At 36.0% G+C, this 18686-nt stretch carries 22 protein-coding genes; 2 read left to right on the top strand and 20 right to left on the bottom strand.

What is annotated here, in order from left to right; all coding sequences use genetic code 11:
- Positions 1-9: 9 nt before the first annotated feature.
- The 3 genes from BMSHG_RS07400 to BMSHG_RS07410 all read right to left on the bottom strand — a co-directional run bounded on the left by BMSHG_RS07400 (position 10) and on the right by BMSHG_RS07410 (position 2657).
- Entirely contained in the window at positions 10-303 is a 294-nt protein-coding gene (locus BMSHG_RS07400) for an EscU/YscU/HrcU family type III secretion system export apparatus switch protein (protein WP_019153802.1), read from the bottom strand.
- Positions 300-2273, bottom strand: coding sequence for a hypothetical protein (locus tag BMSHG_RS07405; RefSeq protein WP_148346886.1), 1974 nt, complete (start codon positions 2271-2273; stop codon positions 300-302). Before BMSHG_RS07405 ends, BMSHG_RS07400 begins: the two co-directional genes overlap by 4 nt.
- A gap of 183 nt (positions 2274-2456) precedes the next feature.
- On the bottom strand, positions 2457-2657 hold the full coding sequence (locus BMSHG_RS07410) for a YjfB family protein (protein WP_019153804.1): 201 nt from the start codon (positions 2655-2657) through the stop codon (positions 2457-2459).
- A gap of 271 nt (positions 2658-2928) precedes the next feature.
- Between BMSHG_RS07410 and BMSHG_RS07415 the strand changes: the two genes are divergently transcribed.
- The gene (locus tag BMSHG_RS07415) at positions 2929-3114 is read left to right on the top strand and encodes a hypothetical protein (protein ID WP_019153805.1); all 186 of its coding nucleotides are present in this window, start codon (positions 2929-2931) and stop codon (positions 3112-3114) included.
- Positions 3115-3137: 23 nt separating this feature from the next.
- On the opposite strand, the gene BMSHG_RS07420 is transcribed toward BMSHG_RS07415, so the two are convergent.
- On the bottom strand, positions 3138-3491 hold the full coding sequence (locus BMSHG_RS07420; protein WP_148346888.1) for a flagellar export chaperone FliS: 354 nt from the start codon (positions 3489-3491) through the stop codon (positions 3138-3140).
- A gap of 139 nt (positions 3492-3630) precedes the next feature.
- On the opposite strand from BMSHG_RS07420, the gene BMSHG_RS07425 reads away from it, so the two are divergent.
- On the top strand, positions 3631-4443 hold the full coding sequence (locus tag BMSHG_RS07425) for a flagellin (protein ID WP_019153807.1): 813 nt from the start codon (positions 3631-3633) through the stop codon (positions 4441-4443).
- A 43-nt stretch (positions 4444-4486) separates the two neighbouring features.
- Here BMSHG_RS07425 and BMSHG_RS07430 read toward each other — a convergent pair whose 3' ends face one another.
- From BMSHG_RS07430 to BMSHG_RS07505, 16 genes are all read right to left on the bottom strand, one after another.
- Positions 4487-4840 carry a hypothetical protein gene (locus BMSHG_RS07430; RefSeq protein WP_019153808.1) on the bottom strand — a complete coding sequence of 118 codons (354 nt, stop codon included), beginning with the start codon at positions 4838-4840 and terminating at the stop codon, positions 4487-4489.
- Complete coding sequence (gene fliS, locus BMSHG_RS07435; RefSeq protein WP_019153809.1) at positions 4840-5238, bottom strand: flagellar export chaperone FliS; 399 nt, start codon at positions 5236-5238, stop codon at positions 4840-4842. The genes BMSHG_RS07430 and fliS overlap by 1 nt, the downstream gene beginning before the upstream one ends.
- 33 nt (positions 5239-5271) lie before the next feature.
- Positions 5272-6807, bottom strand: coding sequence for a flagellar hook-associated protein 2 (locus tag BMSHG_RS07440; protein WP_019153810.1), 1536 nt, complete (start codon positions 6805-6807; stop codon positions 5272-5274).
- 14 nt (positions 6808-6821) lie between these two features.
- Positions 6822-7211, bottom strand: a complete 390-nt coding sequence (locus BMSHG_RS07445; protein ID WP_019153811.1) for a flagellar protein FlaG — start codon at positions 7209-7211, stop codon at positions 6822-6824.
- Positions 7212-7340: 129 nt separating this feature from the next.
- The gene (pseC, locus tag BMSHG_RS07450; protein WP_019153812.1) at positions 7341-8486 is read right to left on the bottom strand and encodes a UDP-4-amino-4,6-dideoxy-N-acetyl-beta-L-altrosamine transaminase; all 1146 of its coding nucleotides are present in this window, start codon (positions 8484-8486) and stop codon (positions 7341-7343) included.
- 6 nt (positions 8487-8492) lie between these two features.
- Positions 8493-9296 carry a formyltransferase family protein gene (locus BMSHG_RS07455; protein WP_019153813.1) on the bottom strand — a complete coding sequence of 268 codons (804 nt, stop codon included), beginning with the start codon at positions 9294-9296 and terminating at the stop codon, positions 8493-8495.
- Entirely contained in the window at positions 9293-10639 is a 1347-nt protein-coding gene (locus BMSHG_RS07460) for a DUF4910 domain-containing protein (RefSeq protein WP_019153814.1), read from the bottom strand. The genes BMSHG_RS07455 and BMSHG_RS07460 overlap by 4 nt, the downstream gene beginning before the upstream one ends.
- A complete protein-coding gene (gene pseI, locus BMSHG_RS07465) occupies positions 10636-11682 on the bottom strand; it encodes a pseudaminic acid synthase (RefSeq protein ID WP_019153815.1) in 1047 nt (348 codons plus the stop codon). The genes BMSHG_RS07460 and pseI overlap by 4 nt, the downstream gene beginning before the upstream one ends.
- The gene (gene pseG / locus BMSHG_RS07470; protein ID WP_019153816.1) at positions 11679-12662 is read right to left on the bottom strand and encodes a UDP-2,4-diacetamido-2,4,6-trideoxy-beta-L-altropyranose hydrolase; all 984 of its coding nucleotides are present in this window, start codon (positions 12660-12662) and stop codon (positions 11679-11681) included. The genes pseI and pseG overlap by 4 nt, the downstream gene beginning before the upstream one ends.
- A complete protein-coding gene (locus BMSHG_RS07475; RefSeq protein WP_019153817.1) occupies positions 12662-13384 on the bottom strand; it encodes a cytidylyltransferase domain-containing protein in 723 nt (240 codons plus the stop codon). Before BMSHG_RS07475 ends, pseG begins: the two co-directional genes overlap by 1 nt.
- On the bottom strand, positions 13381-14571 hold the full coding sequence (locus BMSHG_RS07480) for an acyl-CoA reductase (RefSeq protein ID WP_019153818.1): 1191 nt from the start codon (positions 14569-14571) through the stop codon (positions 13381-13383). Before BMSHG_RS07480 ends, BMSHG_RS07475 begins: the two co-directional genes overlap by 4 nt.
- Positions 14568-15629, bottom strand: a complete 1062-nt coding sequence (locus BMSHG_RS07485) for a LuxE/PaaK family acyltransferase (protein ID WP_019153819.1) — start codon at positions 15627-15629, stop codon at positions 14568-14570. The genes BMSHG_RS07480 and BMSHG_RS07485 overlap by 4 nt, the downstream gene beginning before the upstream one ends.
- The gene (locus BMSHG_RS07490) at positions 15626-16978 is read right to left on the bottom strand and encodes an AMP-binding protein (protein ID WP_019153820.1); all 1353 of its coding nucleotides are present in this window, start codon (positions 16976-16978) and stop codon (positions 15626-15628) included. The genes BMSHG_RS07485 and BMSHG_RS07490 overlap by 4 nt, the downstream gene beginning before the upstream one ends.
- 58 nt (positions 16979-17036) lie before the next feature.
- Entirely contained in the window at positions 17037-17273 is a 237-nt protein-coding gene (locus BMSHG_RS07495; protein ID WP_019153821.1) for an acyl carrier protein, read from the bottom strand.
- Positions 17274-17345: 72 nt separating this feature from the next.
- Positions 17346-17885, bottom strand: coding sequence for a UDP-4-amino-4,6-dideoxy-N-acetyl-beta-L-altrosamine N-acetyltransferase (gene pseH, locus BMSHG_RS07500; RefSeq protein ID WP_019153822.1), 540 nt, complete (start codon positions 17883-17885; stop codon positions 17346-17348).
- Positions 17886-17915: 30 nt separating this feature from the next.
- Positions 17916-18656 (bottom strand): SDR family NAD(P)-dependent oxidoreductase, encoded by a 741-nt coding sequence (locus BMSHG_RS07505; protein WP_019153823.1) that lies wholly within the window; start codon positions 18654-18656, stop codon positions 17916-17918.
- Positions 18657-18686: the final 30 nt, after the last annotated feature.

Consider the following 18686-nt stretch of genomic DNA (forward strand, 5'->3'; position numbering starts at 1 on the left):
GAGCATTAGCTAATAACTACGCTCAAGTTCATCCAATAATAATAAGGTTTGTGCAATCATTGCATAAATCTGCGGTGGAACCGACTCTCCCATATCTACACTTAACAACATATTCATTAAAACTTCATCTTCTTGTAGCTCAATCTTATTTTCCTTGGCTAGATTCACTATTTTTTTGGCAACCTTACTAGAAACCTTGATTCCCTCGCTAGCCCTTGTACCTTGATTATATCGAATTAATGCCTTAGATGAACTACTTATTTTTTCGCCATTTTTTGGAAGGAAGTTTTTTGATTTCATCATATTGTTATATCATACCCTTTACTTTCATTTTCGAGTTGGTTTTTTACTAAAGCTTTTTCCTGTACCGTGGAGCCGTTCTGTTGTTCTAGCGGTTTGACCTTCATATGGTTTAAATTGTAGCCAATTTGTCCAAAACGTTCTTGTGTGATCTCTGTAAACTCCGCTATCTTTTCACTGAGATTATCTTTATTACTTTTAAAAGTAAGGGAAACATTTTTCTCAGATGCAGACATTAAGACACCAACGTCACCTAGCTTTTTAGTGTGTAAAACAAAATAAATTGTACAGTTTTCCCAATCCAGCTTATCTTCCTCGTTTCTAGAGTTTACATATATTTTAATGTCTTCAACTTGCTTATCCATCATATATGGTAATTGGAAAAACAAACTTTGTTCTCCTGTGGAAGTTTGCTTACTTAATAATTGTTGTCCTGAAATACTGTTCACTACCTGTTCAATTGATTGTTTTTGATTTGCTTTGGTAGTCTCATCTTTCATCATTTTTAGTAAAATGGATTTCAAATTCTCAGCTTGTTGTTCATTCGCTGGAGTACCCGTCTTTGATATTAGAGAGTAACCGACTTCCCGTTCATTTGATAAACCTATTTTATTAATAGCTTCATACATTAGTCTTGGAGAAGGTTCTCCATTTGGAAAAGGCTTAACAACTTTCTCCACTGTATTCCCTAATTGTCTTAGCAAATGCTCCTCTGTAGAATATTTATTCGAAATAAAATGTTTCATTTTTACTTCTGATGGCTTAAATAAAAGCTTTTCAACCATACCTTTTACTTCTCTTACAGCTTTACTAGCCTCTGTCACATCACCTTTTGCTAAAAGCTTTTTAGCATCAGCTAATTGCGAACTTGCTACTAGCAATTTTTTTTCTGTTACCATATCTGTGTAAAGGAGAAAATCACCTTTTAATATTGCTTTATCAAGTTTATGAATCGTTGACTCTAAAACTTGTTTAACATTTGTTTGATTGATTGGGGTTCTATTTTCCAGTATTCTCAAAGTATTCTCTAAATTTCTAGTTACATCTTGTTTTAATGCTTTAAAATCGAGAGTCATTTGAGACAAATTCTTTGTGATTTCCGTAACGATTACATTGATTGATTCTGGTTTTTGCACTAACAAGGATTCATTTATATAATTATTTTCTACTTTAGCTAAATCACTCATTGCCTGATTTGGTGTATTAGTTGCAAATCTATTCTTAATCAAAATCCCATCTTGATTTTGATCTACATTTTCACTATCTTGAGGGATCATTTGCTTTATATTCTCAGTTAACGAGGCAAAGTCAACTTCCATTCCATACTTAGAAGCCTCAGTAAAAGCTCTTATGATCATATTTTTTGTTGAATCGTCCAACTCATTTTCATTCGATAATTCTTTTGCAATATGATTAACCTCTGCAAGCTCTACTTTGAAATTTTTATCTCCTCCCAAATTAGAAGAGGCTTTCAAAGTAGAAATGATTTCTTCCAATAACGACGAGAATGTATTACCATGTAAAGCTTCATGTACTGATTTAATCGTTGCTGCAGATAACGGTATTTGTTTATGAAGCATGGTCTGTAAGGTTTTCTGTCTTTGTTCGAAGTTTCCTTGACCATTCGTTAAGTATTCTCTAACTAAAGCAATATTTTCTTTTGACACAGGCATCCCTTTAGCAGCGAAAGCACGAATAGCTTCTTCTACAGATCCTTCGACGCCCATCTTTTTACCTAAATCATCGATAGAATTTCGTTCAGTAACTTTTGCTGTAATAACCCCATCAGCAGACTTGCCTGTTATCTCGATCGTGACCACACCTTCTTTCGGTACAGTCCCTTCAAACTTCACCATTGAATCATGACCTTTAACTGAGACAATTGCTTTTTGATTATCCAATCTACTTCTAATATTAACCTGTAATTGATCTCCTATAATGAAGTTTACATTGGACGAAATATTATTGGACATAACACTGCCCGGAAGTTGAATTTGCATTAGACGCACTCCGTTCTAATATTCTTACTTAATTTATCGACAAGAATGAAGAATTTTGAATGTGGAAAGTAAAGGGGGGGATTGTTTAAAAACTTCAACCTCTGTTTTGCTCTTAAAAATGGAAAACTGACCAAAATAATTTTGGTCAGCCTTTTACTACCCTTTTAAATCAATATTTCCACCTAAATGTGGTTCGGCAGCATGTTGAAGTGCTTGAACATCCGCACTACTCATCATTTTTGCAACAAAATCCCCCTGACCTTCTGCTTGATCCATTGTTTTTTTCATTACGGATAGAGAAGCTTGCTGCTGCATCTGTCCTTGACTCATGGCCATTGATAATGCTGCAATATCCATATAAACACCTCCACATTCTTTATATCGGACAACTCTACTAAAGATTAATCTTATTTGAGTTTGTACGATCTATACCGTTTAAGTCTTAAGCCAACAAAAAATTTACTAAATATCGGAAATTTCACTTTATTTTTCAAAATGAAACTTCTATTATAAATATATAATCTAATTAACATTGTGGCTAACGTGATGACGAAGATCATGTAGCCTATCGTTTTAGTCTACCTTCACACTATTGTGATCAAAATCAAATATTAAAGGAGGATTGAAGATGGTTGCTGTTGGCGGAGTAGGACAAGGACAAGGCCCAGTTTCACAGTTTGTCATATCGAATAAAGAGAGAGCAGAGCAAGCAATTGAAAGTAAAATTAGAGAAGCTCTTCAGAATCCCGAAAAAACCATTAGAGAGATTCAACAGCCTTCACCACTTTCACAATTTCTGGATATTAAAATATAAACACCTTTTTTAGGTGTTTTTTATTAGTTCTCCCAGTTTTCAAGTAACACATTAAGATGGCTTTTTCCTTCAAGGATAAGCACTTTATCTTTTTTTAGATTAGCCAAAATTAAAGAATGGTTAATATAATCTAGCAATATAATAAGGTTTTGTCCAGATTCTGTGTCTCTTGCAACATATACCATCATTTCAAGAATCAATTGCTGTGCCTTTGTCAAAGATTCATTTCGCTTTTGAATATTATCATCGTCTATAGACCGGATCGCTGTTTCTAAGCTATTTATCGTTTCACGTAGCAAAAGCTTCACGATATCTTCTGAAGATGCTGTTATCAAACTAATTATTTTATATCGATCGTGAACCTTGTGATGATTCATTTTTCCCACACCCTTTTAACCTTCTATATTAATATCGGCAATCTCGATTACTTTTTTAAATCTTTATGACTATAAAACAGGGAAATTTAACCGATATACTATATGAAAAAGACATCACTAGAATGTGAGGTGAAAAAGTTTGAAGATTAATAATCAATCCATGGTATCATTTTCAGTTAATCGCTACCAAAAAAACGAAACAAAGATCCAAAAATCTTTGGATCATCTTTCGACAGGATTAAGCATTGGAAAAGCAAATGCTAATGCAAGCGGTGTAGCTGTATCCGAAAAGATGCGTGCACAAATTCGTGGAATTGAACAAGCTCAACGGAACATGCAAGATGGTTACTCAGCCCTTGAAGTTGCTGATTCAGGCTTAAACCACGTTAATAGTTTACTTCAACGAGCAAAAGAGTTAAGCGTCCTTTCAGCCAACGATACATTAAACAATGAAGACAGAGAAAAAGCACAAGTTGAATTGGATGAACTATTACAAGGTATTAATGATACAGCTAACAAGATGGAGTTTAATACAAAAGCCATTTTAGGTGAAAGAATTCCCCTTTTAATCATGGTAGGAGCAAATCCAGGTCAACATATTAAAATTGACTTAGTCCGAACAAGTACTACTGAACTTGGACTAGATAGTGCAAGCTTAAAAACTCAAGAAGATGCGAATACCTTAATTAGCAAAATTGATGATGCAATAACAAAGATTGCGGATCATCTAACAACAATTGGGGCACATCAAAAATCTATTGAACACCATCTAGATAATGCAGAAGTATATGCAAACAACTTAACGAAATCATTTTCGATGTTGACGGATGCTGATATGGCCAAAGAATATTTAAACTTCTCAGTTGCTAATATTAGACAGAAGGGTGACGAAATGCTGATCAAGCATGTCAATCAAAACGCCCATGATGTACTAAAAATCTTAAACGTATAATAAACCGAAGAAGGAAGCCTTTCTAATAGAAAGGCTTCCTTTTTTACTTTCGCTTATCATAATAACTACCATCATATGTGGCAAGATTTGAATATGGATTTGTATAAGGCTGACGGGAGCGTTTTCTTTGTTTAACTTCCTTCAGATCACTCTTAATAGTAGCGAAAAGAGCATTTAAACCCTTCTCAAGCCTTTGTTCCATTTCTATTATTTTCGAGTCCTCAGAAGGAGTACTTGTAATGAAACTTCCTCGCTGCTTTAATTCACTAATAATCTCTTCTCTTTGAATGAGTGTCTCCTCAGTTTTCTTAATTTTCTCATCACGTTCAAGTTTTTGATTTTCAAGAACAGCCACTAACTCTCTTGAACATGAAATAAGCTTTTGAACTAATTCCATCACACTTGATTTCCTTGATACAGCTTCTGACGATTTAATCGAATAACTTCTTTCCAAGTATCACGAAACTCGTTGACATAGCCTTCTACTTCTTCAAGAATTTCAACGCTATTTTGTACGTTTGCATCAATTAGCCTACGATTCATGTATTCATACATTTGCATCATCTCTTTAGCAATACCATAGTCTTGATTCAACGTAATCATCAGCTCTTGAATAATTTTCTGTGCCTTTTGCAAGTTTTTATTTTTTTCTTCAATATTTTTATCTTTCATTGCTTGCTTGCCTTTTTGTAAAAATTTCAAACAACCATTATATAGCATTAATGTTAATTCACCCGGTGAGGCTGTGTTTACGCTGTTCTGCTTATAAGCATTTTGAACCTGTTGAGTTACCAATGTTTAAACATCTCCTCATTCAATATAGTGCATTTATCCTCCAAATTGTTCCATTATAAATGCAGATTGTTGATTTGCTTTTTGAATCGCTTGCTCCATGGCTGTAAACTGACGCCAGTATCGAGCTTCAATATCTTCTAAACGACGTTGAAAATCTGTAATTCTATTTTCTACATCATCTAATTGTCGACCGAGTGAGAATTGATTATTTGTATGTGTTGCTTTTCCTGCTTTTGTTTCAATATTTTTTGTCATATCTGTCATAGTGTTTCGAAGTCTTTGGACAATTCCACGTGTATCGGATGTAACTTGACCATTGGCATCCTTCGTTATATTTCCAGATTGTGTTAAAGTCTGGACTACCTTTTCAGGATCGCTTTCTAGAGCAGTACGTAATTTATCCGTGTCAATTACAAGTTTTCCATTCTCAGAAATAACATTAGAGGTTGTAATACCAAATTCTGATAATGTATCAATGACATCCTCTCCAATACCATCCACTCTACTATATAAACCTCGACGCATTTCTGAGAGACCATTTGAAATTATTGAATCACTTCGCAAAAGGCCGCTTTTCGCCTTCTCTTCCCATAATTCAATTTCCTTTTCAGACATGTCCTTTTTTTGTTCTTCTGTTAACGGAGGGTAATCACGATAACGTTTTTCCTTTATGGTGTCATTAAGAGAACTGATGAGATCATTATATTTATTAACGAATTCCTCAACTTTTGTTACCATACTATCTACATCTGTTGTAGAAGTAAAGGTTACAGGAGTTGTAGACTCGGCCTTTAACGTAAAAGTCAATCCATTGATTTCAAATGTATTACCTGAACGTTCCATTTCTAGACCATTCATATTAAATATGGCGTTCTCTCCCCCATCTGCGAGGTTCTTACTAGAAAATCCTAACTTTGCAAAAAAGTCAGTATCATTTTCCTTGATTTCAAAATCATCAGGACTCCCGCCCGTTTTCGTTGTTGCAATCGAAACCTTTTTTGATTGTTCATCAAAAAACATCGTAACCCCTGCTGAGGAACTATTAATTTTCTTGATCACATCACTAAGCTTTTCAGAAGAATCAAATGTAAAGGTATGTGTCTTATATTTGGTATCTGATGTTTCATCATAAACATCCAGTGATAATTCTACCTTCCCCTCTGCATTAGTTGTCATACCAAGCTCCGCTAGAGTGCTAGAAGAAGTAATATCCTGCCCCAATGCCGTATCTGATGCACCTGCCGCAGATTTAGCTATGTTAGAAACACTGTGGAGTGTCATCGTCCCATCTAAAGCATTACTTTTTGCTGTAGCAGTGGCAACTGCACTATTAGAAGAAGTGACTATTTTTTTATTAAAATTACTTGAGATTACAAAATTATCAACCAAATATTTATCAAAATCCGCTAGTTTTTTATTAATATCTCGATAAGAATCCCTTTGCCACTCAAAAGTTTGTTTGTTTTGAACCAATTTATCTAGAGGAATTCTTTCCGCTTTCATTAAATCTCCAACAATGGTATCAATATCCATACCACTGGCCAAACCACCAATTCTCATATTAGCCATTTACTCACCACTCTCTATATTTTTTCATCGACTACCATTCCGAGAAATTCTTGCATTGAATAAAATGCATCTAAAAGTTTTTTGGGAGGGATTTCCCTAATTATCTTGTCTGTGTTTGCATCTACAACTTGTACATAGTACTGATCTAAATTTTCATGTAAAACAAACTTGGAATTCCGATGTTGAACTTCTATAAATTCATTTAAAGAATCCACGACATGTTTTAGTTGTTTTGTATCAAAAGATGTTCTCTCTTCTTCTGTTATATCCGACTGTTTTCTTTGTTGAATCAATATGCTGGAAAGTTCAGTAACAGTCCTTGAGCTTTGAACAGATTTATTGTGTTGCTCAGCCTTCGTATCTGAGAACACAACATGACCGTGGGATGATGAAGAAATTTTCATAACTTCGCATCCTTTCAAACAAAAGATCTTACTATATTTATCGGCTAATCTGCAAAATTTTGAATACCTTTACCTAAAAATAATTTCCAACAAAAAAATACATCTCCTAATCTGGAGATGTATTTTTTACTAGCTTATTACATTCTTTAAAGCTTCTATTACATCCTGTACATCTCTGTCTGTCATCTTAGGAAACATAGGAAGAGTCAATGCTTGTTGATAGAAATTTTCCGCAATTGGACAGGCACCTTTCTTGTAACCCATTTTTTGATAATATGGATGCCAATATACTGGTATGTAGTGGACATGAACACCAATATTTAAGGCACGCATTTCCTCAAATATTTGCTTTCGAGGTTTGCGGATAATCTTATGATCAAGCTGAATCATATACAAATGCCAGCCTGATTCTGTTTCTGCAAGTTGCATTGGAAGTATTAAACCAGGGATTTCAAACAAAGCTTCATTATATTTTTGGACAATCTTACGCCGTTTGTGTAAAAAATCATCTAGTTTCATTAATTGTGATAATCCTAATGCCGCCTGCATATCGGTCATGCGATAATTATAGCCAAGGTCAGTCATCTCATAATACCAATCCCCTTGTGCGATTGAATAAGGGGTTTTTTCAATGCCATGGCTCCTAAATTGCTTTAACTTCTCGTAAAAGTCTCTTGAGTTGGTTGTAATGATGCCCCCTTCTGCAGTTGTAATCGGCTTAACTGGATGGAAGCTGAACATCGTCATGTGAGCTTGTGCACCCACTTTTTCACCTTTATAATAAGCTCCTAAAGAATGGGCGCCATCCTCTATAACAATCAAATTATATTCTTCAGCAATGGACATAATCTCATCTAGATCTGCTGGCTGACCTGAAAAATCAACAGGCATAATAGCTTTCGTATTAGCTGTGATTTTTTTTCTAATTTCATGCGGGTCGATATTATATGTTCGGGGATCAATATCTGCAAACACAGGAGTCCCCTTGCAATAAAGAACTGCATTTGAAGTAGCTGCAAAAGTAATTGGGGTCGTAATTACTTCATCTTCCTGACCAATTCCCGCTACATGACACGCACCATGTAATGCTGCTGTTCCGTTAGTAAAAGCAACCGCAAATTTGGCTCCAACATAGTCAGCCACAGCCGACTCAAATTGCTCAATTTTCGGCCCTTGTGTTAAAAAAGGAGACTTCAAAATCTCAATCACGGCCTCTATGTCTTCTTCATCAATCCATTGACTACCATAAGATAAAAATTGCTCTCGTCTCTTCATATCTTGTTATTCCTTTTGAAAAGCATTTACTAATTTAGGTTCGATTTTGCTCAGCTTGCCATCAAGAAAGTGATCGACTATATCATTATTATATGTTTGGTAAATGAGTCTTAAATGCTGTGGTGTCCAATCAGTACCCACATATAATTTTCCATTCCCTTTTTGTGGGGTATAACGAATTTGTTCTAATTTGAGCTCAGTTAAAATCTTTATTAAATCATGTGCAACCTGCTGAACTCCTTTACACGCTACATCATGTACTCCATCGCCATAAGATAATTCGGGAACTGAGTGGTGGATGATATCTCCCCCATCGAGTCTTACTGATAATTTATGTATGGTCATACCAGCCCAATTCGGCCGAAGCATATAGAACGGCCAAAAAAGTGTAATATTTCCTTTATACCATGGTGAAAGACCACCGTGTATGTTCCATGAATGCTCTGGTAATGCCTGCAGCAAGTTTGCATCTAACTTATGCACTCCATAGCTAATCACGATATCTGGAGAAATTTCTTTTATAAAATTGATTGTCTCTTGACTGTTTAAAGTTTCTATCGTTACATTTAGACTCGATATTCCCTCAACGACTTTTTCGTTCCCAGCAAAAAAACGGTGTTCAGCTTCATCACGATCTTGAAAGTGACGGATAAAATTCCAATGATCAATTGGTTCTAATCCTTGCGGCGGTTCTGGTACAAAAGATTCTCTTTGCTCAATCACATGCCCTGCTACTATTCCCAATTTTGCCAATTGATTTACTACATAGAAATGGCGAGGATGTGATCCTGTTAACAAAACAACTTTCATTGTGACAAGCTCCTTTTATCAAAAAATGGTCCTTCTAACAAACCGACTTCTTTCAATTTTACAATAGATGCCTCAAAATCCACTAATGGGTATTGAAGGTTTGAAGCTATATCCACTAGAGTTTGCTCACCATCCGAATAATTCAATAGCATTAATACTTGATTTAAATGTTGGCGATTATCGATTATTGTATTATTCGATTTTCCCCATACACCTGGAGCATTCAAATCAGGATATAAATCATATTTACTCAATTTAGGTTCACCAAATGGTTTTAAATTACGATAATATCCGTTCAACTCCTGCAATTTTAAGATCTCTTCTATTTCATCTACACTTTTTAGCAATGCTTCAATGGTCATTGAGTCTTTTGTATCCAGGGAATTGTGATAGCCTGGATATTGACCATAAATCATTCTCGAGAACTGACCTACTGGCAAATTAAAGCCTGGTGAACAATATTGTCTCTCATCTGAACCATATAGCGGAGTAAAAGGACGTACAGTCATGTTTCGCTTTTCCCTATTTACTAAATGTTCGATAAGGTGATTCAATGGTGCTTGTTGATTACGAGACATTTTATAGCTTAGCGGTTGATCTACTCCACCTAAACAAGTCAGCACTATACCAGAATGAATATTGTCTTTTAAGTATTGACCATATTGAGCTAAGTACGCAATTGAACCAATTGTTTCTGGATGAAAGACAAAACGATATGTAAATTCACGATTTTCCCATTTTTTTAGCCGATTGTAGAGAAAAGTTGCAACAATTGGACCGCTCAATTCGTTATTAGCCATCGATGGATGGCAAATATATGAAGAGATCAATACTTCCTTCTTCGATTTACCAGGTAGAACGACCTGGGCAAAATTTAATTCACCATCTATTTTTTCACTATCAATATAGACGTGATATTCATCCTCTTCCAAACTATCTAGCTGAGCTTGAGACATACAAAATCCCCAACGCTCTTTGTAATAAGAAATTACATATGGTATCGCATTCGGAAGATGTGGAACCGTATAGACATGTTGTTTTAACTCTTCTAATGGAATCTTAGCATCTATCGCTTCACTATAATTAACTACATGTAAATTACTATTAGAAATATTGATAATCTCATTACCTTTAGAATCTTTTATCCAAGCCTCTCGAATGATCCATTCTCTCGGGATCTCCCAATCAAACACTTGTGTACCAGTCGGAACAGCTTCCATTTTAACAGGAATGTATTCTTGTAAAATACGAATCGTTTGACGGACACCTTCGCCTGTAATACTACGTAAGATTGGGAACAGACGATCGAATAACTCATCCATCTGATTTAATTCATTACTCACAATAATAACTCCCAACTTAGTGGCGTACCTTTTAAAGCGTCCTTGTTAATTTTTTTCCCTAGGATCAAATCATAATACTTGGGTTCTAGCCCTAAGCCAGGACGGACGTTTCGGAGATTTTTCTCGGTAAAAACTTCCCCTGCTTTCATGTCTTCTCCAATATATAAGGAACGGCGATGTTCTAAAGATGGCTTTTCTACATCTGTTGGTCCATATTGAATATGCCCAATACTTTGCCAAGCACGTTCTGTTTCTTCAACTAACATCTTCAATTCCTGTGGTTCTAAAGAAAAGGCCGAATCGACGCCTCCTTCTGCTCGCGAAGTAGTGAAATGCTTTTCAATTACCGTAGCACCAAGTGTTACTGCCGCAACAGACACCCCCACTCCCATCGTGTGGTCAGATAATCCTATCTCAGTTCCAAATAACTCACGCATATGCGGGATTGTTGCCAAATTGGAATTTTCTGGTGTCGATGGGTAAGTGCTTGTACATTTTAATAGAACAATTTGTTCATTTCCTTCTTCTCTTACCGCTCGCACTGCTTCATCAAGCTCTGCAGCTGTAGCCATACCTGTTGAGATAATAATGGGCTTACCTGTTCTGGCCACTTTCTTAATTAAAGGTATATCAACATTTTCAAAGGAAGCAATCTTATAGGCTGGTACATTTAACGTTTCTAAAAAATCGACTGCTGTTTCATCAAATGGTGAACTAAAGGCAAGTAAGCCAAGCTCCTTGCACTTATCAAAAATTTCTTTGTGCCACTCCCAAGGTGTATATGCTTCTTTGTATAAATTATAGAGCGACTGTCCCTTCCACAGATTTGTATCTGATGAAATGAAAAACTCACCAGTATGAACATCGAGAGTAATCGTATCTGGTGTATAGGTTTGTAATTTCAACGCATCTACTCCAGCATCCGCAGCTAATTCTACTAAATGTAGCGCTCTTTCAAGTGATTGATTGTGATTACCCGACATTTCTGCAATGATGAATGGTTTCTCATTTCGACCGATGGCACGATTTCCAATTTTAATCATGATCTCAACTCCAATATATAGCTAATCCAAGCATTTGGTTCTCCTTGGCTTTCTGTTAAACTTAAACCTTTTTGGCTAATTGATAGCAATTCTTCTTTTCGCTTTGGAAGACTATGTAATAAATTCATGTATGATTCCACAGAAACATCTTCATGCCAGCCTAGATTGATAACAGCACCAAGCTTTGCTGCTGTTTCAGTTGCCGTAATTTGATTATCCGCAACGATTGTACTAGAAGATGGTAGCCCGACATAACATCTTTCCCATGTCGTAGAGCCTCCTGCTCCAATGGAAAAATCGACTTCATTCATTAGCTTTGCCATGTAATCAATTTGGCAATGATATTCGTAATGTTGTATAGCACAAATAGTGCGAATTTCCTCTTTATGAACATTACCATTTCCAACAACTACATGGATGACTTCAAATGAATGGTTCGTTTTTTTTAGAGCCTTTAAAACTTTCATCGTCTCGTTTGTCGGATCCGTCCCACCCATGAAGACTAAAAGGTTTTTAATTTCACCCGTTCTTTCGCGCTGTTTGACACGTACAGCAATAAATTCATCACGCATAATTAAATAGTTTGGCCCTAACAATTTCTTGCAATCGTTTGGAACTAACAAATCATATCGTGATTCAAAATTAGGGACGACATTTTGATCAATCAAAACATCACATTCATGTCTCCGATTCGCTAAATCATCAATGACCACTATTTTTTTTACATGGGGGCAGATATACTTTTCCCACTCTTCATCTATTTGATAATGATCAATAATACAGATATCTGTTGATTGCATATTGCGGACAACTGGGTATCCTTTTCCTTCAACAACACTAGTTAAATCACCAGGTAATACTTCCATAAAAAAAGTCACTTGATGGCCCTTTTTTTTCATGGCTTCTGCAATTGTAAGACACCGCATCACGTGACCACTCCCTATTTCAACGGAAGCATCTGCACGAATCAAAATATCCATTAAACCACCGGCTTTTGTTCAATATGGGCATTGATTTTCGCCACTTCAGGATGTTCAATTAAATAGTTGATAACATCCACACTTGAAACACGGACATCGTTAAAGTGTTGCCCAATCTTAGAGATGAGTGCATAGTCTTCTTCTGTATCTAAAGTGATGCGGAGATCAGGATATTGTCGATTATACGGTACTTGATATGTTGTTCTTGAAAATTCTTCTTTAAATTCATAGGCATAGTATGTCACGTGTTCACGATGACGCGTTTCATGTCCATGCTCATGAATATATGTTAACGCTTGATAGGAAACCATTTCGACAGCTAACCCTCGAGGAAGTCCATCGCTTAAATCAACAATGTCTACTTGTTTTTCTTGCATACATGCAACGACTTCAGATGCCATTTCATAATCTACAAATGGACAATCTGCTGTTACGCGAAGGATATAGTCTGGAGAATATGGTTTGGCACACTGAACAAAGCGATCAAGTACGTCTACTTCTGATCCACGATAATAAGCTATTTGATGTTCTATACACCACTGCTCAACTGCATCATCTTGTGATAATGTCGAGGTAGCCACAATAACTTCGGAGACGCCTTGAATTCTCTTACACCGTTCTGTTACATATGTTAAATTGTCCGTATTGCCAACAGGCTTTAAGATTTTTTCTGGTAGACGAGTGGACCCCATACGCGCTTGGATTATTGCGATTGTTTTCATAGAACCACCACTTCTCTCGTAAATGACTTTAGAAAGTTCTGCCCATCCCAGACACCGTCAAAGTTTAACGCCTGACCTATGGGCACCATACGGTCCAAGCCTCTTGTCGGGATATCATCAATCAAAGTCTTCAATACATTTCTATCATACCCAAAGTAAGAAAGTGTTTGATCTTTATCTATTATGATTTTTGCAAGCTGATTTATTTCTTCGACTTCAATTTCAAAGAACAAACCTCCCCCACAATGTCGCTCTCGAGCATCATCAGGCAAATCTTTAAATTGTACTCGTGAAAAAAAGGTTGCGTTCTTTACTTCTTCTACATCATTACTCGTTGCTAGCCAAAGAGCAGTTGAATATTTCAGAACCTGCGTAGATGCCATGAGCTCATATTTCTTTTCTTGTATCTTCTTCTCGAAAGCTGCCCAAAAACGAGATTGAGCACTTTCTATACCCGTTCCACTCCAAATGACAAGTCTCGGTGATGAACAAGCCATCTGATCGAACCAAAAGACATCATTATAAAATTGTTCGATAAGCTTATCTAATGCTTGAACATCTAGATCGACCACTGCCTCTGCTGATAGAGCAGCTAATGAAAATCGATCTGGAAATGTTAATTCATTCGCCATTGGAGCAAGTCTAGATTGACGAATAGTTGAAATTGTTGAATCTCCACCCCAAATAACACGTGTATGACAGGACATGCTTATTTTTTCTGTGATTTTTTCTTCATGTCCATATGTACATATTATCGTCCGACTCGCGACACTTTCAAATTCGGGAAGTGCTATCACCTGTAATATTTGGTCTAGTAAACCGTTCGACTGACCTTTCCCGGATACACGAATAATATTGCGATTACCTGCGAGGAGTGACAACATCCATGAATATACAAAGATCGTATCTACATTCGAGGGTGCAATGTGAAAAACAGTTCCCCTCCCCTTGATAATCTTTCTAGAGTTTTCTATTTCCCAAGCCTGATACATTTCTTGAATATTTGCTTTTCTTAGCCAATAGCCTAATGAGACAATTTCTGGGTTACTACGAATACGAATAAGTTTCTTAGATAACGCTTGTATAAACTTTAGAACTTCCTGATCAAATGGCTCAAAGATTTTTTGCCTAGTAAGATTTTTTAATGCATGATCAAATTCAACATTGTTTGGCCAATATAGTTTCATGTTCTTGTAACTCCTTGAAATGTATCACTACATCCACGTAATTCTGCTTTTGGAATACGACCTAATATGTTAAAGTATTTGCCTTTCCAACCGCATTCACAGTTATCCTCGCCTATAATAGTGCCTAGGTCTTCTGTTAATAATGAATGTCCTGGATAACTATGTGGCAATTCACTTAAGACCTGTACTAATCCTTGATTCCCGTGGGAAAGAACCTCAAAAGTAATCGGATCGCGAATAATGACATCAGCATAATTAGGTGTATGTAAATGCCCTTTAGTACATTCTACAAAGATTGAGCCTACTTGTTCTACCATGCCATAATAATTATGCACTTCACGAATGCCAAGCTCACTCTTTAATAGTTGATTGAAGGTCTCCGAATCAACGGCTTCATCCTTCAACTTTTTCCACCCACCACCGTGAATTAAAATACTTTCTCCAAAGTCAATTTTATATCCTCGTTGCATCGATTCCTTGTATATATACTGCCAAATCATAAAGGTGAACCCAAACAACAAAATACGTTGCCCTTTGTATTCTTCCAGAAAAGCTCTTAAACCGTCAACATCTAGCGACATATCATCATTTAATGCATAAAAATGCTTACGACCAAAATTTGAAAACCCCAAAATCCCGGCTCCTCGGGCACTGAATGAGTTCCGATTCTTTAACACTGACTTCGTATCTAAAATAATCATGGGCATACGTTTCGATCCAAGGATCGGCTTCATTACTTCTACAAGTGCTTTCGTTTGAGCGATGGAGGTTTCTTTATCTAAATATATCTTAGAAACTTGCTGTCCTGTCGTACCACTGGAAGTAAGAACTTTTACGATTTCTTCTTTTGGTACAGAAACTAGGTCCATAAGTTTAAACAGTTGGACTGGTAAAAAAGGTACATCGTATAAAGTCTGAGCTTCAATGTCTAATTTACTTTTACTTATCATCAAACGATATGCTTCACTTTGTTCAAAGTGCCATTTGGTTAAATCGTTCATCTTTTCTAAAAGCATCGGCTCCTTGTTTTCTTTTGTTAAATGATAAGGAATCGTCATAAACAATTCTCCTTCAATGTTACATAATCTATTTTCCCATTAGTTAGATGCGGAATTTTTTCTAAAACCATCACTTTATAAGACGTTTTGTGAAGCTTATATAACCGTTCAATTTCCGTTTTGACATCTCCAAGTAATAGTTCATTTTCAATCACTATAACTAATTTATCGTCATTTCCAGTACAGGCTATAGTAGTTTGTAAATTAGATTCAAGCTTTTTTTCCACTTCATCCATATTAATTCGTAAACCAAATAATTTAATAAATCGCTTCATCCGGCCTGTAATGATAAAATAACCTTCATCATCCGTCTCTGCAGTATCACCAGTATGAAGCACCCCATTCATTTCATCACCTTTTGTTAAATCATCTAGACATTCTGCATACCCCATCATTACATTAGGACCCTTATAGATTAATTCATTTGTATTTGAATCCAGTAGAAGTTCGCCATTTGGAATGGCTATACCGATTGAGCCAGATTTCTCCTGAATTCGTTCTGGTGGTACAAATGACATTCGTGGAGAAGCCTCAGTTTGTCCGTACATGACATAAAATCGCTTATCTTTTTCGATTGCATACTCTGCAAACATTTTTACAAGCTTCTCGCTAAGACGCCCACCTGCCTGGGTTAACGTTTTTAAATGCGGTAATTCCATTTTCAAAAAACCAATGCGATGGAGCATTTGATAAGTAAAAGGTACCCCTGGTATGGATGTAGCTGCGTGCTTCTCAACACACTCCCAAAAATCTTTAGAAATGACACTATCATCTGAAAGAAGTAATGTAGCCCCTACTTGCAAGTGACTGTTAACAATCGACATACCATAAGAATAAGACAAGGGCAGATTCATAACTGCACGCTCATTTTCATCGATTTGAAGATATTCCACAATCGACTCTGCATTTGACTGGATATTATCGTAAGAGAGCCGCACAAACTTTTGGCTACCAGTTGTACCAGAAGTACTAAGTAAGAGTGCTAGTTCTGGGTGTATATCTATTTCTACCTTCATCTGACGTACTTGATAGAAGGAAGCTTTTTCATACCCTGAAAATGTTTGAGCATTTCCGACAATCCATTTCGGTTGATAACTTGTTACAATTGTCTGAAGCAGTTCCTGATTAGTATCAGCATTCATTAATATTACTGCTTGCCGAGAACTTAATGCTGCTAAATAGGCAGCTAGTACTTCTACTTTATTTTCACAAATTATAAGTACTAGTTCTTTCTTCATTGAATCGAATTGATACTTTTTGAGTTCTAAAAGTAATTGTGAGTACGAAAAATTTTTCTCTTTTGTTATAACTGCTAGGCGATCTGATTCTTTCAATTCAAAGAAACTCATCTATGTATCCCCTTCAAATGGAAAAGGTATGGTATCATTACCACACCCTCCATCTTCTTCAAAATTGTATATCGTATTTAGCTAAGATTTCTTTGGCTTTTGCAAATGAACTCATTTCCAAGACATCATCCGTATCAAGCATTGTATTAAATTGATCATCAATCTCTGCAATCAAGGCCATGTGTCCAACTGAATCCCATTCAGAAATAGTATTATAAGTTAATTCGTCCGTTACTTGTGTCTTATCAATTCCTAACACTTCAGAGAATATGGAGCGTAATTTTTCTTCATTCATTTTAAATCCCTACCTAACTTTTTCTATACTTATATTATCGGAGAAAGCATTAAATCTTTTAATCTCCGTTGATTAAATATCAAAATTTGCTTTATATTTATGGAATTTTTCACACTCATTATTCCAAGTGGAAGCCAAAAGCTCAAAATACTCTACATCATGAAATTTATCATATTTGAATATATGTTCCTTGTAGGTTGCCGTATGGGTAAATCCATAGTGCAGATGCATTTTCATCATTCCTTCATTACCAGCCATTACTTCAGCATAGAGCTTATTCAAGCCTAAACCAAAAAAAGCATGGTTATATAGATAAGGTTGGATTCGCCCCGCAATAATCGCAAAGTTCAAATCCCCAATATAATATCCAAATGTCGCCTTTTTATGCTGCATATCGATATTATTTAAGGATATAAGCCCAATAGATTTCCCTTTGTATTCAATCATCCAATAATATTGTGTAGAATCTTCTGAAATAGCCTCAAACCAACGTTTTTGGTTGTCCAAATCTCTCTTTATATCCGTATACATATACTTTGTTACATGTTCACTCGTCCGCCACTCCAGAACTTGTTCCAAATCAGTTTCATTTATTTTTTTGAATGTTATCACTCTATCACCTCATTAAAGAAGAGCATGATATTATAATACCATGCCTCCATCAACACCTATAACTTGTCCTGTGACATATGAAGACAAATCTGAAGCCAAAAATAAAATAGTGTTAGCTACTTCTTCTGGTTTCCCAATACGCATCATCTTAATTTCATTTAACCTTTGAGCGTACTTGTCTTCTGATAATTGTTTTGTCATATCTGTATCAATAAAACCTGGAGCAACAGCATTAACTCGAATGTTATAAGGTCCTAGTTCTTTTGCTGCTGAATAAGTAGCTCCTATTACCGCTGCTTTACTTGCTCCATAAACTGTTTGTCCAGTATTTCCAGTCCGACCAATAATTGAACTAACATTAATGATGGAACCACTCTTCCTTTTCATCATCATGCGTGCAGCATACTGCATATGATAAATAACTGCCTCAATATTAATAGAGAACGTATTGGAGACTTGTTTTTCATTGATCATACCTAGTAATGCATCATCTAAAACACCTGCATTGTTAACTAATATATCAAGTTGTCCAATGTTTTTCTTTATCCATATGAAGGCTTTTTTGACTTCTTCCGTATCACGAACGTCGTAGACAATTGTATGAACTTGAACATCATATTCTTTTTGAATTGAATTTTTCAGTTCGTTTAGTGCTTCTTCATTCCGTCCATGAATAATAAGACTAGCACCGTGTTTAGCACATGTCAGGGCGGTAGCACGACCAATTCCTCGGGTAGCGCCAGTAATAAAAATAGTTTTTCCTTTAATCACTTTCCTCATCTCCATTTAAGTAGGAATCAT

This window comes from Robertmurraya massiliosenegalensis JC6 (assembly GCF_000311725.1).
In the GTDB taxonomy this organism is placed as follows: domain Bacteria; phylum Bacillota; class Bacilli; order Bacillales; family Cytobacillaceae; genus Robertmurraya; species Robertmurraya massiliosenegalensis.